Below are 23,593 nucleotides of genomic sequence, written 5' to 3'. Positions count from 1 at the left end.
GTTTCCCAGTTGTCGACGCTGACATTATTGCCATTGGCCATGGTTTCCACGTTTGCCCAGTTCACCACTACGCCATCGGCAATAGAATAGCCGCCATTCCAACATGATGTTTCTGATGCGTTGTTGCAAACTTTGAGTGAGACAGTTGCTGCAGAAACAGTGGCGCTACCCAGCAACAGCGCGACCATCGACGCGCCAGCAAACATGACCGAGAGCTTCATTTATTTCTCCTCCAGACAGCCGTGTGTAAAATCGGCCGCATATCCTTATGAATGCATCGGAACCCTACGGTCCACTGCGCTTACACCATATATTCTAAGCACATTTTGTACCATATTCGCATGTGTATGATCTGTAGTACTTTTTCGTGAAGACCCGTGTCGAACTGTCAAATAATTCGACAACCGAAATTTCACCACCAATCCAGCTCGGTACCAGGTCGCAAAAAGCACAAGTGCACCAACGCTTTTCAGGGATCAAGGCCCGGAAAACTTAGCGAGCGCATCGCAATATCCCGGGACATCGCCACTTGTCGCAAAAACGAGGTGCCAGAAGGGATTTTACATCGCTACTCCGAACCACGATGTAAATTCTTCCGACACAGATAGCCTAGCTAGATGTAAGGTAATCACGCAGGGCCTGCTGCGGGTAAGCGGCTCTGGCAAAAGTCCTATCGCTGTGTACGTCGTGTAGCACGGCGCGTCGGTGTGGCACTCCACGGATCGTCCGGCCACGGATGCCGAGGATACCGCCCCTTCAATTCCTTTTTCACTTCCGGGTAGGTCCGTTCCCAGAAACCGCGCAGGTCCTGCGTAACCTGGATCGGCCGCTGCGCCGGCGAGAGCAGGTGCAGCGTCACCGGCACCTTGCCTCCGGCCACGCGCGGGGTGTCCGCCAATCCGAACATTTCCTGGAGCTTAACCTTGAGCACGGGCGACTCGCCCGGAATATATTCAAGCCGCACACTCGATCCGCTCGGAACCTCCAGGTGCGTCGGCGCCTCTTCCTCGAGACGCCGGCCCTGTTCCCAATCGAGCAGATTTTTCAGAATCGCGGACAGATCGAGTCGTGTCAGATGATCGCGGCGCGTGACGCCGTCCAGATACGGCCCAAGCCAGTCATCCTGCGTGTCCCGTAATGCCTCATTTGAAACGTCCGGCCAGTTTCCCGCCGGCAGCCAGTGCCGCAACGATAATACCCGCGCCTGCCATTCGCGCGTCTCGCGCGTCCAGGGAAGCGCCTCGATTCCCAGACGGCGAATGCCATCGAGCATCGCGGCGCGCATCTGATTCGCATCCGCATCGGTTAACGGCTTGCTGTCTAGAACCAGCGCACCGAAGCGTTCTTCGCGGCGCGCAACGACCGACTGCTGTTGTCCATCCCAGCGCACCACGTCCTCGGTCCGGAGATGTGTCGCAAGCTGTTTGCGCAATACATAGACATCGAGCGGTGCGGCAGAATAAATCAAGCCTTCGGTTTCCCCGGCATCGAGGTTAGCCGCCACGATGCAAGGCTGGCGCAGGCGTATCTCCGCGTCCGGCAAGCGCGCACCGCGGCCCGAGGCCAGGAGATAGCGCGTCTCGCCCGGTGCCCGCGCCAGCGCCACGCGGTCGGGATAAGCCAGCGCCAGCAACAGACCCGCCGATGCGGCATCGGTGGGACTCACCGGTTCGGACAAAGACTGCATCCGCCGGTACTGCTGCGCGGCCTGATTGACGCGTGCGCAGGCCCCGGCATCGGCATGATGCGACTGGGCGCCCTGACGGCCGTGCAGGCGGAACGCCCACAAGGCTTCGAGTCGCTGCGTGAAATCGGTCGAGCGGCGCGCTTCACCCGAAAGAATGTCGCGCTCCGAAAGCAGCGAGGCAACATCGCATGCCAACGCTTCCAGGCCGAGGCGCTCCGCCGCGAACAGCATATGCGACAGGCGCGGGTGCAGCGGCAAACGCGCCATGGCGCGCCCGGCTTTTGTAATCAGGCCTGTGCTGTCCAGGGCATCAAGCTCGGTGAGCAGTTCACGCGCCTGACTAAATGACGCTTCCGGCGGCGGGTCCAGCCAGGCAAGCGCGCGCGCCTCGCGCGCACCCCATGCGGCCAGTTCCAGCGCCAGCGACGCCAGATCCGCGCCGCGAATTTCTGGCAGCGATTGGGGCACGAGTCCACGCTGAGTGGTTTCGCTCCAGAGCCGGTAGCACACACCCGGGGCGAGCCGTCCGGCGCGCCCGGCGCGCTGCTCGCTCGAGGCACGCGAGATGCGCACCGTCGTCAGACGTGTCAGTCCGGAGCGCGGATCGAACTGCGGAACCCGCGCGAATCCGCTGTCGACCACCACACGCACGCCCTCGATGGTCAGGCTGGTTTCGGCAATTGGCGTCGTCAGCACGATCTTGCGCCGTCCTGCGGACGGCTGGATCGCTCGATCCTGTATTTCCCAGGGCAGATCGCCGTAAAGTGGATGAACATCCACGTTTGCGGCGACTTTCGCTTCGAGCAACTCCTGGGTGCGGCGGATTTCCCACGCGCCGGGCAGAAATACCAGCACATCGCCCGCGTTATTTTCGAGCGCTGTCCGCACGGCATCGCATACCAGCGGCGGCAAGGGTCCGCTGGGGTCGCGTGGAAGATAACGAATATCCACCGGATAGCGGCGGCCTTCGCTGGTCACGATCGGGGCATCATCCAGGAGTTTCGATATCGATTCGCCGTCGAGAGTCGCGGACATCACGAGAATCTTCATGTCCTCGCGCAGGGCGCGCTGACTGTCGAGGCAGAGCGCCAGTGCCAGGTCGGCATGCAGGTGACGTTCATGAAATTCGTCGAATATAACCAACCCGACATTTTTCAATTCGGGATCGGTTTGCAGCCGGCGCGTCAGAATTCCTTCGGTGAGCACCTCGATGCGGGTTTTCGCCGTTACGTTGCTGTCGAAGCGGATGCGGTAACCGATCGTCTCCCCCGCCGTTTCGCTACGCAGCTGGGCCATGCGCGCGCACGCCGCGCGCGCCGCCAGCCGCCGCGGTTCCAGCATCAGGATGGAACGTCCGCCCAGCCAGGCTTCGTCAAGCAACGCAAGCGGAACGTGGGTGGTCTTGCCCGCGCCGGGCGGCGCCTGCAGTACCACGGCATGGTTCACGGCGAGCGTCTGGCGCAACTGCGGCAGTATTCCGTCAATCGGCAGTTGTTCTTGGCTCATGGCAGCCGGCAAGGAATACGTTGCGCCGCGCGGTGACAGGTAAAACACATGATCGGAATCTATCATGGGCACACACTCCGTGAAATACGCGACAAGGGCCGATCCGGAAGCTGACGACTGGTGGCGAAAGTTCACGCGCGCCTCTATTCTCTGTACACCGATGGAAACAATCCGCATTCTGCCTGCCACCAATGGCGCCACGCTCGGTTACCGCCTGTTACGCAGGGCGGCGGCACCGCGACGACTGATTGTGATGTTGCACGGCGTGGCGAGTAACATGAGCCGGTGGTCTGAATTCGTCGAACACACCTCGCTGAAGCAGACATGGGATATGCTGCGGCCCGACCTGCGCGGTCACGGAGAATCCTTCTCGCGCGGCAGGCTCAGCCTGGAGATCTGGTGCCGGGATCTGCGGGATATTCTCGATGCGGAGGGCTACGAGCAGGCGCTGCTGATCGGGCACAGCCTCGGGGCACAGGTCGCCGTCCAGTTCGCGGCGCGTTATCCAGCCCGCGTGCGCGGGTTGGTGCTCATTGACCCGATCTTTCATCAGGCGCTGCGCGGCGGGATGCGAGTCCTGAGCCGCTTGCGCCCCGCGGTCAGCCTGCTTGCGGTTCTGCTCCGCTTGCTGAACAGGCTGGGGTTGCGTCGGCGACACATTCCGGTCCGCGACCTGCGAAAACTCGATGAGAAAACGCGCCAAGACTTGTTAGCGGCGGGAAAACAAACAGAGATGATCGAGCTTTATTCCTCTCCGTGGGAAGATTTGAAGTATTTCCCCACGGCGAGTTTTCTGCAGGAGGTGATCGAGATCAGTCGTCCGCTGCCTGCGCTGACGCAGATCCGGGTGCCGATCCTGGCTCTGCTCTCTTCCGGCATCACCTACACGGACCCTGGCATCACGCAAAAAATGCTTGCCGGCAATGCGCGGGCGCAAACCGTAATGGTTGACGCCTATCACTGGCCGCTGACGGAGAAGCCGCAGCAGGTTCGGGAGGCTATCGAGAAGTGGTGCGAACGGTTTGATTCGTGAGGCGTACGGGAACCTCATAAGTCCGTTCGTGCTTCGACAAGCTCAGCACGAACGGATCATGTCTCACTACAAACTCATCGCGATTTACGGCCGGATCGCGATGAACAATTTACGTCCTTGGCGATTGATCAGGAGCAAGGTGCTGTCTTTCTTCGAAAGCTTGCCGGCAAGGCGTTTGAAATCTCCGATGTTGCGTACCGGCTGGCGGTTGATCTGCATGATGACATCGCCCTCTTGCAGCCCTGCCTCTTCGGCGGCGCTACCCTGCTCCACGCCGGCAATCACAACGCCCGCTGTACCCGGAGGCAATCCGAGCTGGTGCGCGATGTCGGGAGTCAGGTTGCGCACCTCGATTCCCGCCAGCGCCGTATCTTTCCCGTCGCCCTGGGCTGTATCGCCTTCCGCCTGCGCGATATCCTTCGGCTGCTCGGAAATCTTCACGTCCATGGTTACCGGCTTCTTGTCGCGCAGCACTTCCACTTTCACGCTCTTGCCGACCAGGGTCTGCGCCACGGTATTGCGCAGCGTGCTCGGGCTGTCAACCGCCTTGCCGTTGAACGCGGTAATAATATCGCCACTCTGGATTCCGGCGGCCGCGGCCGGGCTGTCCGGGATGACCTCGCTCACCAGCGCGCCACGCGATTCCTTCATGCCGAACTGCTTGGCCAGGTCCGGCGTAACCTCCTGGATTGAAACACCGAGCCAGCCGCGCACCACCTTGCCGGTCTTGATCAGGCTGTCCATGACGGAGCGCGTCATGTTGCTCGGCACGGCAAAGCCGATACCCATGTATCCGCCGGAGCGTGAAAAGATGGCGGTGTTGATGCCCACCAGCTGACCGCGTGAGTTCACCAGCGCCCCGCCTGAGTTGCCGGGGTTGATCGCGGCATCGGTCTGAATGAAATCCTCGTAGTCGGCGATACCGACATTAGCGCGCCCCACGGCGCTGACAATGCCCTGCGTCACCGTCTGATTGAGCCCGAAGGGATTGCCGATGGCCAGCACGTATTCGCCGACGTCCAGCTTGTCCGAGTCACCCCACGGAATGACCGGGAGATCCTTAGCGTTGATCTTGACGATGGCGATATCGGATTTGGGATCGGTGCCCACGACCTTACCGGTGAACTCGCGCTTGTCGTTGAGCAGCACCTTGATCTCGTCGGCCTTGGCCACGACGTGATTGTTGGTGATGATGTAGCCGGAGGAATCCACGATCACCCCGGAACCGAGGCTGCTCTCGCGCCGCTCGCGCGGCATCTGGAAGCGGTGGAAAAATTCATCGCCGAAGAACTGGCGGAAAAACGGGTCATCCTGAAATTGCGAGGGCACGTCGCCGCCCTGCGAGCGCACCGTGCGCCGGGTGGAAATATTCACCACCGCGGGCATGACCGCCTTGACGACCGCAACGAAATTAGGCGGTGTCGGTCCGGACACCGCCGGCGCCATGGTTGCCGCCGCTTCCGTGGGACTGCTGGCGGCGCTGGGAAGCCAGCCGAGGCGCGAACTGAACACGATTCCGGCCACCACGCCGGTGATGAGAAACACGCCGGCAATGATGCCGACCTTGAACGAGCGACGATCCAAAGACATTTAAACCTCCCGGGTAACGGGCTATTTTAGCTATGACACATGGATGGTGGAAATACGAAAAAGTTCACCTACCTGGACGTCAGGCGACCCCGGCTTTCTTTCCGGCCGCGCGTTTCTTGCGGAAAACCAGCTCGTCCCCGGCCACGTCCACCTCGACAACGTCCTTCGGTCCGAACTTCCCGGCCAGGATTTCCTGCGCCAGGGGGTTTTCCACATGCTGCTGAATGGCGCGCTTGAGCGGCCGTGCGCCGAATACCGGATCGAAACCGGCCTCGGACAGCTTGTCCAGTGCCCGCGGGGTAAGCTCGATATCCATCTCGCGTGCGCGCAGCCGGGCACGCAGGTACTGCACCTGGAATTCGGCGATACGATGCAATTGTTCGCGGCCGAGCGGATGGAACACCACGATATCGTCAATGCGGTTGATGAACTCCGGCCGGAAATGACCGCTGACGATGCTCATGACCGCCTGTTTCATCTTGTCGTAGTTCTCCTCCCCCGCCAGCTCCTGGATCACGTTCGAGCCCAGGTTCGAGGTCATGACGATGACGGTATTGCGGAAATCCACCGTGCGCCCCTGACCGTCGGTGAGGCGGCCGTCATCCAGCACCTGCAGCAGGACGTTGAATACATCCGGGTGCGCCTTTTCGACCTCGTCGAGCAGGATCACGGAATAGGGTTTGCGGCGCACGGCTTCGGTGAGATAACCGCCTTCTTCGTAACCGACGTAGCCGGGCGGCGCGCCAATGAGCCGGGCCACGGAATGTTTTTCCATGAACTCGGACATGTCGATGCGCACCATGGCATCGTCGCTGTCGAACAGGAAATAGGCCAGCGCGCGGGTCAGTTCGGTCTTGCCCACGCCGGTGGGTCCGAGGAACAGGAACGAGCCGTAGGGACGGCGCGGATCGGAAAGACCTGCGCGCGAGCGGCGGATAGCGTTCGAGACCACGCGAATCGCCTCGTCCTGTCCGACCACGCGCTGGTGCAGCGCTTCTTCCATGCGCAGCAATTTGTCGCGCTCGCCTTCCATCATTCGGGATATTGGAATGCCGGTCCAGCGCGACACGACTTCGGCCACTTCATTCTCAGTCACGGCATTGCGCAGTAGTTTGCGCTCCGTGCCTTCGGCGGCCTGTGCGGCATTCATCTGCTTTTCAAGTTCGGGGATGCGGCCGTATTGCAACTCGGACATGCGCGCCAGATCGCCCGCGCGGCGCGCGGTCTCGAATTCCACGCGCGCGCGATCGAGCGCCTCTTTGATGTGCTGCGCGCCGTGCACCGCCGCCTTTTCGGACTTCCAGACTTCCTCCAGGTCCGAATATTCCTTTTCCAGTTTTTTGATTTCGCCTTCGAGCATGACCAAACGTTGCTTGGAAGCCTCGTCAGTCTCTTTCTTGAGCGCTTCGCGCTCGATCTTGAGCTGGATCAGTTTCCGGTCGAGACGATCCATGGATTCGGGCTTGGAATCGATTTCCATGCGGATGCGCGACGCCGCCTCGTCCACCAGATCGATCGCCTTGTCCGGCAACTGGCGATCGCTGATGTAGCGATGCGACAGCGTGGCCGCGGCGACGATCGCCGGATCGGTGATGTCCACCCCGTGATGGACTTCGTATTTCTCTTTCAGGCCGCGCAGGATGGCAATGGTGTCCTCGACCGTCGGCTCGTTGACCAGCACCTTCTGGAAACGGCGTTCTAGAGCAGCATCCTTTTCGATGTATTTGCGGTATTCATCCAGAGTGGTGGCGCCAACGCAGTGCAGGTCGCCGCGCGCCAGCGCCGGTTTAAGCATGTTGCCGGCGTCCATCGCGCCCTCGGCCTTGCCGGCACCGACCATGGTATGCAACTCGTCAATAAACAGGATGATGCGGCCTTCCTGTTTGGACAGATCCTTGAGGACGGCTTTCAACCGCTCCTCGAACTCGCCGCGGAATTTGGCGCCGGCGATGAGCGCGCCCATGTCGAGCGACAACAGACGTTTTCCCTTCAATCCTTCCGGCACTTCGCCATTGATGATGCGCTGCGCGAGTCCTTCCGCGATGGCGGTCTTGCCCACGCCGGGTTCGCCGATCAGCACCGGATTGTTCTTGGTGCGCCGTTGCAGGATCTGGATCACCCGCCGGATCTCGTCATCGCGCCCGATGACCGGATCGAGCTTGCCCTGCTCGGCGCGCTCGGTCAGGTCGATGGTATATTTTTCCAGTGCCTGACGCCCTTCCTCGGCGCCCGGGTCTTCCACCTTCTGCCCGCCGCGCATCGCATCGATGGCTTTCTCGATGCCATTTTTGGAGACGCCCGCTTCCTTGAGCAGGCGTCCAAACTCGCTCTTGTCCTCCAGGGCGGCGAGCAGAAAGAGTTCGCTAGAAATATATTGATCGCCGCGCTTCTGCGCGTACTTGTCCGTGAGATTGAGCAGCGTCGACAGATTGTTGGAGACATGCACCTCGCCGCCGGCGCCTTCCACCGTCGGCAAGCGGTCGAGCGCCTGGGAGAGCTTCGTGCGCAAGGCATTGACGTTCACGTCGGACTTGGCGAGCAGGCTGCGGCTCGTGCCACCTTCCTGGTCGAGCAGCGCCGTCATCAGGTGCACCGGTTCAATGAACTGGTGGTCGCGCCCGAGCGCCAGGCTTTGCGCGTCGGCGAGCGCTTGCTGAAACTTGGTGGTCATTTTGTCCATGCGCATAGATCTATCGTCCTCAATTCTTCAGATTCGTGCTAGATAACTGGGGGAATGGCCTCCTGTTTTCAAGGGTCAATGCGCCGATTTCCAATCAATCCGGCTCCTGCCGGTGGTGTGAACGGCGCGTTCGGTGCGGATTTTCGTGGCCGGCGCGAGCCTGCGGCGCCGCGAGGATATCCCATAGCTTCTCGAGGCAATCTTCCACTGACTGGCCTTCGCACCGCAGCGGCGCAAATCCCTGGATGCGCGCACGGCTCGGGATGAATACCGCCGCGACGGTCATGCCCTGCGCGCGGACACCCTCCACGCGCACCGGCAGAATCGGCGCGCCGGTCATGCGCGCCAGCAACACGATGCCGCGCTTGAGCGGCGTCGGCGGGTGATGGTCGAGATGAATGCGTCCGTGCGGAAACAATGCCACCACTTCGCCCCGCTCCAGCGCCTCGCGCGCGGCATACAGCGCGGCGCGTGGATTGCGCGTGCGTTCCACCGGGATACAGCCGACCGCACGCAACAGCCACCTGAGCCACCAGCGATCATATTGCTCACGCGCAATGAGAAAACGCAATGGCCGCGGACTGGCCGCGAGGAGCAACAGCGGGTCGAGCCCGGAGACGTGGTTGCTGGCCACCAGCGCCCCGCCGCTGGCGGGAAGGTTCAGTGCGTCGTGGTTGAGCCGGTGAAACCGGCGACAGAGAATCCGGTTGAGTCCGTCCAGACGATTAAGCCAGCGACGGCCCCAGTCGGCGCCGTTCGCAGCCTCGCAGGCGTGCAACAATTTGTGCCCCAATAAAACGAACAGGATAAAACCGATGATCAGTAGTGTGATGGTGAGCGTGGACATGGACGGACGCGACGTTGCGTAATATTCAATCCGGGTTGACCGCTGCAGCACGTCCACGGCGTTCATTGACCGTCAACAGCATCAGCAGTCCGGCGATAAAAAAGACGCAGGTGGACAACAACGCCAGACGATGATTGCCGTGCGAGAGAAAAGTGACCAGACCATAGACCAGTGGTCCGATCACGGCCGCGAGCTTTCCGGCCAGCCCCCACAGGCCGAAGAATTCGGCCGCGCGTTCGGGCGGCGAGAATTGCCCCACCAGGGCACGTCCGGCCGACTGACTCGAACCGAGCGAAATACCGACGAGATTGGCCACTATCCAGAAGGCGGCACGGGTGTCGGTAAAATAGGCGACCACCAACGCTGCAATCCACACCAGCAACGTAATCGCCAGCGTGCGCACGGAACCCAGCCGGTCCTGCACCAGACCAAAACCGAGCGCACCGATCGCGGCAGTCACGTTGACCACCAGGATCAGCATGATGTTTTCCTGCATGCTGAAACCCATGACCTCCTGCGCGTAAATCGCGGCGAGCACGACCACGGTATTGATGCCGCAGTAGTACACCGAAAGCGTGATGAGAAAGCGGAACAGGTCGCGGTAGTGGCGCGTGTGTGAAAGCGTATGCCACACTCGCGCGAAACCGATACGGATGTAATTCTCGCCCGGCGCCAGGGCTTGCGGTACGGCGCGCTCGCGCAACCAGATAAAAGTCGGGAGCGCCGCCAAGGCAAACATGACCGCGGTGATCCACATGGTTACCGGTACGTACTGCACCGCGGTTTCTCCGCGCGACTGCGCCCACTGAATGTACGCCAGACACAGGCCCAGCACGAGCAAACCGCCGAGATAACCGAGCGACCAGCCATAGCCCGAGATGCGCCCCATGTCCTTCTGGTCGGCGATCTCGGGAAGAAACGCGGCGATGAAATTCTCGCCGCTGGCGAACATCAGGCTCGAAAGAATCACCAGCGTCATGCCCAGCGCCACGTCGCCACGGCTGACAAAGCTAAGAGCCGCGGTGAACACCACGCAACCGACGGTGGTCAACGCGAGGAAGCGCTTTTTGTGCGCGCCGTGATCGGCAATAGCACCCAGCACCGGCGCGCTTGCTAGTACGAGCAGATTCGTGATCGCCATGGCTACGGTCCAGAGCAGCGTCGCTGCACCGCTCTTGTCCACGCCGTCACCCGCGACGACGCCGACGAAATAGGCGTTGAATACCGCAGTGAGCACCACCGTGGTGTAACCGGAGTTGGCGAAATCGTACATGGCCCAGGCGAATATTTCGCGCCGGGGCGCGAGAGGAACAGCGGAGGAAAACGACGTTTCGGATTGAGGTTTAGTCACCGGCACCTAACTATAACCGGAAACCTCAACAACCAGTATTGTCTTCCAGGCTGAATGTATCAACGCCGGATCGGATTTAAGTGCACTGCCTGACGAGCCAGCTCACAGGCTTTTTCCCGCGTCCATGTGCCAGCGCGTGAGGAACTCGAGCAGTTCCTCCGGCGGCCGTATCCAGAACGAGGCGGCGGTCGGCTGGAATTGCGGCCGCACCAGTATCGCCGCGCCCGCCTCCGGCAGCGCCTTGAAGGCCGGCTCGTCCGTGAGGTCGTCCCCAAGATAAGCAAAAACCGCTCCGGGGCCAGTTTCCGCGACGAGGGTCCTGACCACGTCACCCTTGTCGCGGCCGGCGGCGCGCAACTCGATGCCGCCATCAAAGTCGTGCCAGGCAAGGCCGTTAACGTAGCCAAGCTCTTTCCATTTCTCGAAGACTTTGTCACGGATACCGGCAACGCGGATATTTTCCAAACCGCGCCAATGAAACGCGAGAGCGGCGGGCTTGCGTTCACAGCGTCCGCCCAGCGCCTCGATCTCCTCGATCCACTCGTCCGCCGTTACCAGCACCTCGAGCGCCGACGGGCTGATGCGCGAGACATCGTAACCGCCATGCGGCTGCAATCGCTCCCAGCCGTGCGAACCCCAGATTTCCGGGGTGTGCTTCAAGCCCAGCATCGGAACCAGGTCCTTGGTCCAGCGGCCGCTCACGATCACCACGCGCGTGTGCCCGGCCTGCTGGATTTCGTCAAGCAGCGGCATCACACCGAGGTAAGGCGCGGCCTCGGCCGGGTTGATGCGGAACGGAGCGAGCGTGCCGTCATAATCGAGCATCAGCACACGCGCGGCGGCCGAACGCACGCGCCCGAAAAAAGTCTCAAGATTAAACTTTTGGTCCAGCGTCTGCATCGGTATTGTCGTCATGCCATTTCACGCGGACCGGTTTCTCATCGCGTCACACGTGCGCGATCGGCTGCGTGTTCGCCTTCCAGGCGTCCCGTCAGCCGCTCTTGTTCGCGTATCCGCGTGGCATCGGCAAGCATCCGACCGGCCCACCGGTAGACATTGAACTCCGCAATGAATCTGCGCATGGCGCGCATGCGCTCGTGCTGCTCAGGCAAAGGCATCGTCAGCGCCGTAGCCAGCGCCGCGCTGGCCTGGTCGAAGTCGTAAGGGTTCACGATCAGCGCCTCGGTCAGCTCGCGCGCCGCGCCGGTAAACTGGCTCAGAACCAGCACGCCGCGTTCGTCGTCCCTGGCCGCGACAAATTCCTTGGCGACCAGGTTCATCCCGTCGTGCAGGCTGCTGACGTAGCAGACATCCGCCGCGCGGTAGTAACGGAAAACGGTCGGTGGTTCGTGATGGGCGCGGTGCAGAATGATCGGGCGATACCCGTCCTTCCGGAATTTGTCGTTGATGCGGTCAGCCATCTTCACCAGGTTTTTATTGAGGTCGCGATAGCGATCGATTTCGACGCGGCTCGGCGCCGCCAGTTGCACGAAAGTAAAGCGCCCGCGGTATTCCGGATGCCGGTCGAGCAGCCGCTCGACCGCGAGGAAACGCTCCTCGATCCCCTTGGTGTAGTCGAGACGATCCACGCCGACGCCAAGCAGCGCATCCGGCGCAAGACCGAGCTCGGCGCGCACGCCGGCGCGGCAGTAGGCCGCCGAGGGAAGGTCTTTCAACCAGTGTACCGGCCATTCGAGCGAAATTGGATAAGGCCGCACCAGCGTGCGGCGACCCTGCTGGACGATGGCGTTGTGCTCGCGATCGATCCGCGATTCGAGGTAACGGTCCACCGAGCCGATGAAATTGTTGCAATGGACCTGCGTATGAAAGCCGATGATGCTGCTGCCGAGCATGCCTTCCAGTATTTCATTGCGCCAGGGACAGATGCCGAAGTGCTCCGAATTCGGCCACGGAATGTGCCAGAAAGTGATGACCGTAGCGCGCGGCATCCTCTCGCGAATGAGTCTTGGCACGAGCGCGAAGTGGTAGTCCTGGACGAGTATGATCGGATCGTCCGAGTCCACCTCTTCGCAGACGGCATCGGCAAACCGTTGGTTGACCTTCTGATAGTACTCCCAGTCCTCGCTGCGGAAAATCGGGCGGGCGTGCGCAAGGTGGCAAAGCGGCCACAATCCTTCGTTCGAGAATCCGTAATAGTACCCGCGCTCTTCCTCTTTTGTGAGCCAGATTCGGCGCAAGACATAGGACTCGTCGCCGGGCGGCACGCGAATATGGCCGTGCTTGTCAACGGTTTCCCGGTCGGCCGGGCCGTTGCCGTGCGCGATCCACACGCCCGAACACGCCCGCATGACCGGCTCGAGCGCCGTCACCAGACCGCTGGCCGGATGCTGCACCACGATGGCGCCGTCGGTGCCATACGCATGGATATATGGCTCGCGGTTGGCGACGATGACGATGCGCTCGCCCTGAAGATAGCGCTTGAGCGTGTGCCGCAACCGCTCGGGCGTCCAAGAGCCGCCTTCATGTTCCAGAATGCGGTCATAGAGTTCGCGGACATCGCGCAAAATCGGATTGAACTCGGGCCGCTCATTGACCTCCCCCCGCAACATACGCCGAAGCTCACTGCTCCAGCCGCGCCAAGACAGGCGCGCGGCAATTAGCGTGATCGCCGCAGCGATCAGGGCGAGAACACCGAACACGAGCAGCAGAAAATAGCGGGTTTCTGTCTCGCGCCGTTCCATGAAACTGAGATCGTGCACGAGCACTACAAAACCGAGCGCGCGTTCGTTCTCCAATAATGGAATGGCGCTCACGTAAATGCCGCCGCCGGGCGGGGATGAAATGCTGTGCCACGCGGACCATGCCGATCCCGGAGAATCCGGTGCGGCGCGCACATGGTCCGCGATCATCCGGCACGAGAATTCACGCGGGAAATTGGGGGTGGATGCAAGCGCGTAGAGATCCGCGCCGCAAGCCGCGGCGGCCATGATGCGTTCGTCGCGGGTGAGCTCGACCAGCAGTTTCCGCAGGTCCTGGCTCTCGGCCTTGCTCCAATGAGAAAGCAGCGCCTGCCGGGCGCCATTGACGACGGCTTCGGCCCGCAGGCGCACGTCCCGCTCGAACCAGTCACGGGTCGTTCGCTGAACTATCCCCGAGGCGATCCACGTCAGAAGCGCGAGTCCCGCCACCAGGGCAAGCGCGAAACGAATACTCCGCTTTATTTTCATGGCGTCCCTAGGGTATGCGCGTCACATTTCAATCGCAAGCTTCGATTTGCTACTCTTTGTGCCATGCGGCTGGAAAATCTAGGCCTGATCGGGAACTGCCAGTTTTCGGCACTCGTCTCGCGCACGGTTGAAGTGGTGTGGTGCTGCCTGCCGCGTTTCGATTCCGAACCGGTATTCTCGACGTTGCTGGATGAACAGAATGGCGGGCGATTCACGGTCGGCGCGCCCGATGGCGCCGAAGGCACGCAACGTTACCTCGACAACACCAACGTGCTCGAAACAACGTTCCGCACTCCGAGCGGCTCGTTTCGTGTAATCGATTTCGCGCCGCGGCTGGTTCAGTACGAACGCATCACGTGTCCCACGCAACTGTACCGCATCGTCGAACCGATCGAAGGCACGCCGCAAGTGCGCGTGCTTTGCGAACCGCGCCTGGGCTGGTCGAAAGCCGCGCCACTGGGCCTGCCGGGATCGAATCACATTCGCCACGCCGCCTTCTCCGCGCTGGGCCGATATCCTTTGAACCAGGCGCGTCGCCCGCAGCCGCCTTCGCATGCGGCACGGCAATGAAATAACAGCGATTGGGCGGTATTAGCGGCTGTCAGCCGCCGGTAAGGTTGCGGACTGTTTGCAGGCAGAGATGAATTCGTGCACCGTGCGCATCACTTCAACGCAGTAGGCCTGATTGATGCGGTAGTAAACTTCCTTGCCGCGCTTCTCGCATACCAGCAATTCCGCATTGCGCAGGACTTTAAGGTGATGCGATATAGCCGGGCGACTGATTTTGAACAAGCGCGCGATGTGGTTGACGCAGATTTCCTCACCGGGCTCGAACACCAACAGGATCTGCTGGCGGGTAGTGTCACCAAGCGCGGAAAAGAAGCGGGAGAATCGTTCCCAGCTCTCGGGCAGGCGATCGGCAAACTCGGGGTTCATGCAATGTGAAACGACGTCATTTCGGAAACCGATTGGATATCAAACCACTTTTAGCATAGCGCAACCGGAAAACATGTCAATATATTCAAACACGATGAATTACTGATATTACCCTGTCTCGCCCCGGTGCTCTTGGTTAGACTCACCGCTCTGCCAACAAACCACGCCCAGGCATGGAAGTTCATACTTTTTTCCTGATTCTGCTGACTATTTTGCTGGCAGCGCGCATTCTGGGCGAACTCGCGGCGCGGTTTGGCGCGCCTTCCGTCATCGGCGAACTGGCCGCCGGGGTGCTGCTCGGACCCAGCCTGCTCGGCTGGGTCGAACCGAGCGCCGTGATCAGGTTACTGGCGGAAATCGGCATCATCCTGTTGTTATTCGAGGTCGGCCTGGAAACCGACATACTACGGCTGATACGCACCGGCACCAAACCCCTGGTGATCGCCGCGGCCGGAGTGGTCCTGCCGTTCACGCTGGGTTTCACCGCCGCTTCGTTCCTGTTCCACCAAAATCTGCTCACCTCGCTTTTCATCGGCGGCACGCTGACCGCGACCAGCATCGGCATCACGGTGCGGGTGCTGACTGACCTCGGGCGCGGACAGAGCCATGAATCCAACATCGTACTCGGCGCGGCGGTGCTGGATGACGTCATCGGCGTGGTGTTGCTCGCGTTTCTATATGAATTTTCCACCGGCGGCGGCATCAGCTTCACCAACACCGGCAAGGTACTGCTGTTCATCGGGTTTTTCATGTTCCTCGCGCCGCTCGCCGCCAAAGGCATGGCGGAGATCATCAAGCGGTTTGAAAAAGCCAGCCGGATTCCCGGCCTGATTCCCACCACGGTGGTGTCGCTGGTGTTGTTCTTCGCGTGGCTGGCGCACGCCGTGGGCGCGCCGGAACTGCTCGGCGGGTTCGCCGCGGGACTGGCGCTGTCGCGGCGGTTTTTCTTTCCCATGGGCATGGCCATCCGCACCGATCCCGAGTTCGCGCATCGCATGGAAACCCAGATGCACCCGATCATTCACCTGTTCACGCCGATCTTCTTCGTGATGGTAGGACTGTCGCTCAACTTCCGCGTCATCGACTGGTCCTCCAGCTTTATCTGGGAATTCTCGCTGACGCTGTTTGTGCTGGCGGTGCTCGGAAAACTGCTGGGCGCCTTCCTGATCCGGGAGAATATGCCCACGCGGTTTGCGATTGGTCTGGCCATGATACCCCGTGGCGAGGTCGGCCTGATCTTCGCCGAACTCGGAAGATCATCCGGCATTTTCAATAACGAAGTCTACGCCGCCATGGTAATAGTGATCGCTCTGACAACTCTGCTCCCGCCGTTCGTGATGAAATGGATGTACCGGCGTTATGGGGCACAAATGCCAGCACTGCATGGCTAGATCAGCGCTCCCGGTTATAATGCCGGTGGGAATAACCTCTAACGAAAGTTCAGATGTCAGCGCCGAAACTCCCTGAAGACGTCACCGAGACAGTCCGCCGCGCACTCGCCGAAGACGTGGGACCGGGCGACCTGACGGCGGCGCTCATCCCCGCCGACGCACGCGCCGAGGCGCAGGTCATTACCCGCGAAGATGCCGTACTCTGCGGCACTGCCTGGTTCGACGAGGTTTTCCGCCAGGTTGACGAGCGCATCCGCGTCGTTTGGCGAGCGAAGGATGGCGAGGCGATCCGCGCCGACCGGATGCAGTGCAGCGTCACCGGCCCGGCACGCGCTCTTCTGACCGGCGAGCGCGCGGCGCTCAATTTTCTCCAACTCCTGTCCGGCACCGCGACGCGCGCGCGCGAGTACGTGGACGCAGTGCGCGGCACCAAGACGATCATCCTCGACACGCGCAAGACCATTCCCGGATTGCGCCGCGCGCAAAAATACGCCGTCGCCTGCGGCGGCGGGCATAATCACCGCATCGGTCTATACGACGCGATACTCATCAAGGAAAATCATATCGCCGCCGCGGGCTCCATCATGGCGGCGCTCGAGGCCGCGCGCCACTCGGCGCCCAAGGGCATCAGCATCGAGATCGAAGTGGAAAATATCGGGCAACTGCGCGAGGCGCTGGCCGCCGGCGCGGATCGGCTGTTGCTCGACAATTTCAGCGTGGAGGAACTGAAAGCCGCCGTCGCCGAAACCCGCGGGCGGGCGAAGCTCGAGGCCTCCGGCGGGATAAATCTTTCCAACATCAGAGACATTGCCGAAACGGGAGTGGACTTCATCTCGATCGGGGATATGACCAAGAACGTCAGGGCGGTAGACTTGTCCATGCGTTTTGCCCATCCATCCTGATTCCGGCCAGACAAAAAGGAGCCCGGCATGCACCGCAAACATATTGCCGCTCTGGTGCTGATAACCGCCATTGCGGCCGCTGCTTATCTGTTCTGGCCGCGCGCTTCGTCCGACACGGCGCGCCCGGATCATGGCGCGCCGGTCACGAGCTTGACCGAACAGCACGGACGCTATCTTTTCAGCGTCACGCTGCATACACCCGAGGAGATTGCCGGCCTGCTGGCGCGCGCCGAACAACTGGCGCAAACCATGCATGCCGACGATGCCCGTACCGGGATTGCGCTGGTGCTGCACGGGCCCGAGATAGAAATATTTGCGAAGCAAAACTATCCGCGGTTCCAAAAAACCGTGGACCAAGCGGCGCGTCTCGACGCCGCGCACGTCATCGAGGTAAAGATGTGCCTGACTGAAATGCACCGCCTCGGCCTGCGGAAGGAGGACGTCCCCGCGTTCATCGAGCTGGTGCCCTACGGGCCGGACGAAGAGGAACGGCTGCGCCGCAACGGCTACGTCTATTTGTGACCCGCCGGAGATTCCTGCAGAACTTCTGTCAGATAGGCGACGAAACGGTCGCGATAAGTTTGATATTGAAATGCTTGGATATGTCCCCCGCCGGGAACAACCCATAGCTGTTTGGGTTCTCGTGCCAGTTCGTACAAACGTTGTCCGTGATGCAGCGGCACGATCGCATCGTGATCCCCGTGGATGACGAGCAATGGAATCGGGCTGACACCGGCGACTGCATCGGAGGGACTGTACGCGTCCGATACCGTCCACGATAGCGGATACTGCAATGGCCAGGTCAGCCAGAAATCGGCCAGCTTCTCGCGCGCGATCTGCCGATAACTGGCGAAGGCGCTTTCGACCGCCAGGGCCCGGATGTGTTGACGGTATGGTGAATGCGCCACGTTATAGATGGCAATCGAGCCGCCGAGACTTTGTCCGAATACCACGAGGCGGTCGGGATTCACGTCGGGCCGTGACAGCAGTGTTCGCATGGCCGCATTCACGTCCTCCTGCACGCCTTCCACGGAGGGCTCACCTTCAGAGGCGCCATAGCCGCGATAATCGAGCAGGAACACGTTGTAGCCCTGCGCCGGCAACCAGCGCACCGACATGATATGGGTGCTGATGTTCTCGGCGTTGCCGTGCAGGAACAGAATCGTGCCGAGCGCCTTGCCCTCGGCCGGCAGAAGCCAGGCGTGCAGGCGGATGCCGTCGCTCGCCGTAAAATACACGTCTTCGTATTTCAGCCCCAACTGCTCGGGCGAAAGCACCTGGCCGCGATAGGGAAAGAAAAACATCCCACTGCAACCCAGGAGGCCGGCAGACAGCATGACGATGAGCAACAAGCACCGCATCAGAAATAGATGTTCAGGGAAATCTCCCCGCCATTCCAGTAATCCTGGAACTCCTGTTTGCGAAACAATTCGAGGCGCACAGCGCTCTGCCGGGTCAGGGAATAGCGCTGCTCGAGCATCAACTCGCGTGCATTATGCGCGTCGCCCAGAGCATAACGAAGCGAGCGCGCATACATGTTGATTCGCCATCGATCCGATATATCCGTCAGCCATCCCAAGGTGGGTCCGGCGCCCAGCGCATAGTCCTGGTCAAAGCTTTTACCCACGTCCAGCGCGGCCTCGACAAAACCGTAGTACACTGAATGCCCGTCATGCGAGCCCGGCATATTGAAGGCAAGGCCAGGCCCGGCATTGGCGCGGAATACCAGCGGTTCGTCATCGTCGGAAAAATGCTTGCGTGTCCAGCCGACATTGATCTTCCATGAAACCGGCGTGAAAAAATCATCGCGCGGCGACAGCGAGACGATATTCAGCGGCGTGAACTCCTCCAGGCGGAGACTGTCGTCGTCCCGGTAGTGCCGGAACCTCATGTTGAAAAACTCGATCTGGGCGCCGCGCGTATAACCGCCGTCGTCATCCATGAGATCGTGATAGGTCGGACGCAGGTCGATCTCCCCGAATTGGCGGCCGCCGCGACTTCCGGCGCCCAGCGCCAGGCGCGAAGTTTTGTGGCCCTGATCGGGGCGCACCGCGGGCACAGGTACCTCGGGCTGTTGCGGCGGCACTTCCAGGCGGCTGCGCGCCAACAACAGCTCATGCATCTCGCCGGTCGTTGTCGTGGCATTGCCCGTCGCCGATTTATACGTGGCATAATCGTAGGCGAGCTCCAATATCTTTGCCTGTTCCGGCAACGGCAACTCTTGCATACGATTGTCGGACGGGAGAATTTTTCGCTCCGCCAGATCCTTGGCCATAACGGATTGTCGGACATCCATCTGCGTCAAGCGTTGCCGGATAATCGTCGCCGTGGCGGGACGATACACCACGCGCTTGACCAGACCGGGCTGTTCGGCGACGGCGCGCACAGTATCGGAGGGAATCGCCCACCAGCGGAATCGGTCGGTCAATTCCAGGCCCGGGCGCGCCACTTCCAGCAGCGACAACAGATGGTAGGCACAGTTCTCGTCAAAGAAATAATAATCAAAGTGTGTTGGGCCAAGCTCCCATGTGTGCATCAGGAGCCGGTCGATTTCCAAGGGTGTCAGCGTCAGCTGATACTCCCACACGTCGCGGTTTTCGATATCGCTGTATTCCCTGACCTTGATGTAATAAGGCGTAATAGCGAATACACCGGGATATCCTCCGAATAAGCCCCTGACCGCAAAAATTAGACCGCTGGTTTCATCCGTGCCGGCGGCATAGCTGATGGAATAGGCGAGCAATCGCGTCCGTTCATTCTGATCCCTGGCATCGATACGCAACAGCGTATGGCCGTACATGGAGGCTGGGTTATTGAGGTAAGCGGCCGGAAATACCAGTGTGATTTCATGTGGATCAAGAGCTGCACGCCATTCGTAGAACCGCCGGCAGGGCTGTTCCGGCAGGCGTGCCGGATCAAAATGCAGTTGCTCCTTCAGCCAATGGTAGCGGGCGATGAAGCGGCACTGCGGATTTTGTACTTTGTCGGTTTCTTCCGCCGTTGAGAAAAAAACGGCGAGCGTGGCTTCCAGTTCCGCCGCCGCGTCGGTTTTACCGTCGGGAGCATTGAAAAACGCCGGGTCGTCGGCGAGGCTCCGCATTCCTGTCCAATAGACATACGGCTTGTAGTGCAGGAGATTACGCCACTCGGAACGTTGTGCGAGATGTTGCTGTCGCGACTGCGCGACCAGTTCATTCAAATAGGTGTTATCACTCGCGAAAACCGCGAGCGGTTGCCACAAAAGAATGAGTAATAAAATCCAGCGCCCTGGCATGGGATGCCCGTGATGACGGGGGATATGAAAACGGCACCCAGCTTGCAGCCGCTGGGTGCCGTGGTGAAGCGACAACTTAAATCAAGTTAGATCGATTTGGAGTACGGAGCAAGTTCGCTGTCCGATGCCAACACCTGCTTCAGAGAAGCCATGACTTGATCGGTCGTGACGTTATCGGAGGCAAAGATATTTGAGAAGTTATCCTTGGTAGCCTGGAAGAAAGCAGCCTTGTGCTGGTCCTGGATGCCGATCAGTTTGGCCAGAGACTCCAGCGACTCGCCACTGCCGGTGGACATGTCGCGCGCCAGCTTGGATTTGTTTCCGTCGATGAACATCGCGGTCTTCCAGTTGGACTTTACTACTCCATCCTGCGTGCAGCCGGAAGTACCGGAAGAAATACCGAATGTCTGGTTGCCAGAAGTACCGTTGGTCGTCGCCGCGAGAACCTGAGGGGCAATTCCGCGTTGACCATCGAACAGCTTGGCGCCCCAACCGCAGGTTCCAGTATTATTCTCACCGGCAGCCATGGCACCAACAGGGAATGCGACCATCAAAGCAACAATTGCGAGCTTCTTATTCAGCATTAAAATATCCTCCTGATATTAAAAAAGGAATAACGGCGCCTATATACTCTTACAACATTTTACCTTATAGGCGCGGCAAAAGAATGTGTCAAGGGAATAAGCGGTTTTCGGTTCCATCCGTGATGCATTTCTTACACGAACAGATCGTAGAATACTCGCTAATCCGGGTTGATCATTGCATAACGAAACAAACTTTAGGATATCATTGACGAGGATACTATGAAAAAAATCATCGTTCTGCTGGCGTTGACGTTGGCCGGATGCAGTTCTCTTTATCTCGATACCAGCGATCTCTTGAGAGACCAGAACAAGGAAAACCTGAAAAAACTCTCCGTTGGCCAACCCAAGGAACTGGTCATGGATTTGATGGGAAGGGACCCGTCCAAGGGCGTTTTCATGTGGATCGACAATCCCTACCGCAGCGAGGTTCTCAAGGGCAAGGACGGCAGGACCTATGAGGTCCTGTACTACTACACCGATCTGAAGGCGCGTGACGATAAAATCACCGACGATGAACTGACGCCGGTGGTGCTGCAGGACGGCAAGCTCGCTGGTTGGGGCTACCCGTTCCTGGATCAAAGAGTGCCCCCCAAACCGATCTATACCCGCTAGGACAGGAATCCGTGTCCAGCCGCTGGCAGCCGTTGCTACAGTCAGCGGCTAATGCAGCATCGCATGGGCCACGGAAATCACGGTCACACCGAGGGCAATCAGCACGATCTGCTGCACGGTGGCGCTGAATTCTGGGCGCTTGTGCAGGCCGGGGATGAGGTCGGCCACGGCGATATAGATGAAACTCGACGCCGCGACCGCAAGCACATACGGCACGATGCGGTTAGCCAGCGTCAAGGAATAAAAAGCGACTACACCGCCGATCACCGTGGTCAGACTGGTCAGCATGTTGTAGAGCAGTGCCTTGCCGCGGCTGAAACCGCTGTGCAGCAGGACCGCGAAGTCGCCGAGTTCCTGCGGGATTTCATGCGCGATGACCGCGATGCTCGTGACCACGCCGAGATGCACGTCGGTCAGGAACGCCGCCGCGATCAGTACCCCGTCCACCATATTATGAATCCCGTCGCCAATCAGGATCAGATTGCCGGTCGCCGCGTGGCGCGCCTTGTCCACGTCCGGCACGTGCACCTCACAGTCATCCGTGTGGCAATGGCGCCAGATCACCATCTTCTCAAGCAGGAAAAAAACCAGAATGCCGCAGAGCACCGTGAGCGTGACGGAATGCGCATCCACGCCCGGAACCTCGAACGCGTGCGGCAGGATCGCCAGAAACGCCGCGCCGAGCAGTGCACCGATGGCGAAACTGACCATCGGCGAAAGCATCCGCGTACGCACTCTCTCCGGCAACAACAGAAAAGCGCCGGCCGCAAGCACGCTCAGCGCGCCACCGAGAACAGTGAAGACTATGATCCAGAGAATCAGGGAATTCATTTTCGGGAGCCGGCCGGCCGGAAAACCGGCATCATAGCCTAACGCGCGTTTTTATCCAGCCAGATCAGCGAAGCCATGCGCCCACAGTTACCGTCACGCCGATGCGAGAAAAACAGATTGTGTTCTCGCAGCGTGCAGCGCAATCCACCATAAACGGCGTGCACGCCCTGCGCCTGCAATCGTCGACGCGCGATATCGTAAAGATCCGCCAGCCAATGTCCCTTGTGGCTGGGTACAGGGGTGAACGCCTCCCCCAATTCCCGATCAACAAGGATAAAAGCTTGCCGCACTTCGTCGCTGACTTCGTAGGCCGACGGACCGATGGCAGGACCGAGCCAAGCCAGCAAGTTTGCAGTCGGCAACTGGATCTTTCGCAAGCCCTCTTCGACGATACCCCCTGCCAGTCCGCGCCAACCGGCATGCAGCACACCGATGCGCGTGCTGCGCCGGTCGCATAAAAAAATCGGCAGACAATCCGCCGTCAGCACCGCGCAGACCACGCCGGGCGTACCGGTCACGCAACCGTCCGCCTCTTCGCGGGGACCGGCATCGAAAGCATCGATGACACGGGTGCCGTGCACCTGCGTCAGCCAGATCGGGTCAGCAGGAAGTTTCAAGACTTCGCCCAGCAACGCACGATTCCGGCGCACGTTGCCGGGTTCGTCGCCCACGAGGTTGCTGAGATTGAATGACGCATACGGCCCGACACTGAATCCGCCATTGCGCGTCGTCGTTAACGCCTTCACGTGCACCGGTGCCGGCCAGTCGGGGTAGACAAATTCGAGGGTATTGATCGCCGCCATCTTTGGTTTTTCTGTCCTACTGATGGGTGATATTACATTATTGTGTGCGCTCCGCGCACGAATGAAAAGCTAATGGCGGGTGGCTCCGCCCCAGTGCCCCCTCTTCTATCGAATCGCCTTTGGCGATGATGAAGGCTAGTTGAGGGTGGCTGACCCACGGCAGGTGACTTTTCTTTGCTTGTCCAAAGAAAAGTCACCAAAAGAAATGACACCCCGGAGCCGCCGAATACTCCTTGCGCTTCTCGCCAAAATCGGCGCTCGCCTCAACTCGCCGGGTGCCTAATACGCGCCTCGGGCTCAAACACGAGGCTCGCTGCTTCCGATTTTGGCTGTGATGCTCGGCGGCGGCTACGGGGATTTGAAAACACCTCCCGGGCT

Annotated in this window: 20 protein-coding genes; 6 read left to right on the top strand and 14 right to left on the bottom strand. The window is 60.2% G+C overall.

The features are described 5' to 3' along the window. Window positions 1-221 (bottom strand): hypothetical protein (locus tag WB402_RS01590; RefSeq protein WP_424205086.1); only part of this gene is annotated, 221 nt, incomplete at its 3' end. Window positions 222-670: 449 nt separating this feature from the next. Continuing rightward, window positions 671-3,259, bottom strand: a complete 2,589-nt coding sequence (hrpB, locus tag WB402_RS01585; RefSeq protein WP_424205085.1) for an ATP-dependent helicase HrpB — start codon at window positions 3,257-3,259, stop codon at window positions 671-673. On the opposite strand from hrpB, the gene WB402_RS01580 reads away from it, so the two are divergent. Further along, window positions 3,258-4,226, top strand: a complete 969-nt coding sequence (locus WB402_RS01580) for an alpha/beta fold hydrolase (RefSeq protein WP_424205083.1) — start codon at window positions 3,258-3,260, stop codon at window positions 4,224-4,226. The genes hrpB and WB402_RS01580 overlap by 2 nt on opposite strands. Window positions 4,227-4,310: 84 nt before the next feature. Here WB402_RS01580 and WB402_RS01575 read toward each other — a convergent pair whose 3' ends face one another. The 6 genes from WB402_RS01575 to WB402_RS01550 form a co-directional block, all read right to left on the bottom strand. Then, a complete protein-coding gene (locus WB402_RS01575; protein WP_424205081.1) occupies window positions 4,311-5,816 on the bottom strand; it encodes a DegQ family serine endoprotease in 1,506 nt (501 codons plus the stop codon). 79 nt (window positions 5,817-5,895) lie between these two features. Beyond that, window positions 5,896-8,502 carry an ATP-dependent chaperone ClpB gene (clpB, locus tag WB402_RS01570; RefSeq protein ID WP_424205079.1) on the bottom strand — a complete coding sequence of 869 codons (2,607 nt, stop codon included), beginning with the start codon at window positions 8,500-8,502 and terminating at the stop codon, window positions 5,896-5,898. 88 nt (window positions 8,503-8,590) lie between these two features. Beyond that, a complete protein-coding gene (locus WB402_RS01565; protein WP_424205078.1) occupies window positions 8,591-9,343 on the bottom strand; it encodes a 1-acyl-sn-glycerol-3-phosphate acyltransferase in 753 nt (250 codons plus the stop codon). Window positions 9,344-9,368: 25 nt separating this feature from the next. Then, window positions 9,369-10,694 (bottom strand): MFS transporter, encoded by a 1,326-nt coding sequence (locus tag WB402_RS01560; RefSeq protein WP_424205076.1) that lies wholly within the window; start codon window positions 10,692-10,694, stop codon window positions 9,369-9,371. A gap of 102 nt (window positions 10,695-10,796) precedes the next feature. Then, on the bottom strand, window positions 10,797-11,594 hold the full coding sequence (gene otsB / locus WB402_RS01555; protein WP_424205074.1) for a trehalose-phosphatase: 798 nt from the start codon (window positions 11,592-11,594) through the stop codon (window positions 10,797-10,799). A gap of 38 nt (window positions 11,595-11,632) precedes the next feature. Next, window positions 11,633-13,882, bottom strand: coding sequence for an alpha,alpha-trehalose-phosphate synthase (UDP-forming) (locus tag WB402_RS01550; RefSeq protein ID WP_424205071.1), 2,250 nt, complete (start codon window positions 13,880-13,882; stop codon window positions 11,633-11,635). 63 nt (window positions 13,883-13,945) lie between these two features. On the opposite strand from WB402_RS01550, the gene WB402_RS01545 reads away from it, so the two are divergent. Then, the gene (locus tag WB402_RS01545) at window positions 13,946-14,452 is read left to right on the top strand and encodes a trehalase-like domain-containing protein (RefSeq protein WP_424205069.1); all 507 of its coding nucleotides are present in this window, start codon (window positions 13,946-13,948) and stop codon (window positions 14,450-14,452) included. A 21-nt stretch (window positions 14,453-14,473) separates the two neighbouring features. Here WB402_RS01545 and WB402_RS01540 read toward each other — a convergent pair whose 3' ends face one another. Beyond that, window positions 14,474-14,818, bottom strand: coding sequence for an ArsR/SmtB family transcription factor (locus tag WB402_RS01540; RefSeq protein WP_424205068.1), 345 nt, complete (start codon window positions 14,816-14,818; stop codon window positions 14,474-14,476). A gap of 173 nt (window positions 14,819-14,991) precedes the next feature. On the opposite strand from WB402_RS01540, the gene WB402_RS01535 reads away from it, so the two are divergent. From WB402_RS01535 to WB402_RS01525, 3 genes are read left to right on the top strand one after another with little or no spacing between them, the layout of a single operon-like run. Continuing rightward, a complete protein-coding gene (locus tag WB402_RS01535) occupies window positions 14,992-16,209 on the top strand; it encodes a cation:proton antiporter (protein WP_424205066.1) in 1,218 nt (405 codons plus the stop codon). A 53-nt stretch (window positions 16,210-16,262) separates the two neighbouring features. Next, complete coding sequence (gene nadC / locus WB402_RS01530) at window positions 16,263-17,111, top strand: carboxylating nicotinate-nucleotide diphosphorylase (protein WP_424205064.1); 849 nt, start codon at window positions 16,263-16,265, stop codon at window positions 17,109-17,111. 27 nt (window positions 17,112-17,138) lie between these two features. Continuing rightward, entirely contained in the window at window positions 17,139-17,633 is a 495-nt protein-coding gene (locus WB402_RS01525; protein ID WP_424205062.1) for a hypothetical protein, read from the top strand. Here WB402_RS01525 and WB402_RS01520 read toward each other — a convergent pair. The 3 genes from WB402_RS01520 to WB402_RS01510 all read right to left on the bottom strand — a co-directional run bounded on the left by WB402_RS01520 (window position 17,624) and on the right by WB402_RS01510 (window position 20,969). Next, the gene (locus WB402_RS01520; RefSeq protein WP_424205061.1) at window positions 17,624-18,463 is read right to left on the bottom strand and encodes an alpha/beta hydrolase; all 840 of its coding nucleotides are present in this window, start codon (window positions 18,461-18,463) and stop codon (window positions 17,624-17,626) included. The two genes, WB402_RS01525 and WB402_RS01520, sit on opposite strands and share 10 nt — an antisense overlap. A gap of 8 nt (window positions 18,464-18,471) precedes the next feature. After that, on the bottom strand, window positions 18,472-20,310 hold the full coding sequence (locus WB402_RS01515) for a DUF4105 domain-containing protein (RefSeq protein WP_424205059.1): 1,839 nt from the start codon (window positions 20,308-20,310) through the stop codon (window positions 18,472-18,474). A gap of 161 nt (window positions 20,311-20,471) precedes the next feature. After that, entirely contained in the window at window positions 20,472-20,969 is a 498-nt protein-coding gene (locus WB402_RS01510; protein WP_424205057.1) for a DUF3015 domain-containing protein, read from the bottom strand. Window positions 20,970-21,188: 219 nt separating this feature from the next. On the opposite strand from WB402_RS01510, the gene WB402_RS01505 reads away from it, so the two are divergent. Then, complete coding sequence (locus WB402_RS01505) at window positions 21,189-21,581, top strand: DUF3192 domain-containing protein (protein ID WP_424205055.1); 393 nt, start codon at window positions 21,189-21,191, stop codon at window positions 21,579-21,581. Window positions 21,582-21,629: 48 nt separating this feature from the next. Here WB402_RS01505 and WB402_RS01500 read toward each other — a convergent pair whose 3' ends face one another. Then, window positions 21,630-22,412 carry a ZIP family metal transporter gene (locus WB402_RS01500; protein WP_424205053.1) on the bottom strand — a complete coding sequence of 261 codons (783 nt, stop codon included), beginning with the start codon at window positions 22,410-22,412 and terminating at the stop codon, window positions 21,630-21,632. Window positions 22,413-22,450: 38 nt separating this feature from the next. Continuing rightward, a complete protein-coding gene (gene pgeF, locus WB402_RS01495; RefSeq protein WP_424205051.1) occupies window positions 22,451-23,215 on the bottom strand; it encodes a peptidoglycan editing factor PgeF in 765 nt (254 codons plus the stop codon). Between the last annotated feature and the right edge of the window lie 378 nt (window positions 23,216-23,593).

It is taken from the genome of Sulfuricaulis sp., from assembly GCF_049587675.1.
GTDB lineage: Bacteria > Pseudomonadota > Gammaproteobacteria > Acidiferrobacterales > Sulfurifustaceae > Sulfuricaulis.
Note: the sequence above shows the minus strand (reverse complement) of the source record. Positions and strands in the feature narration are given on the sequence as shown.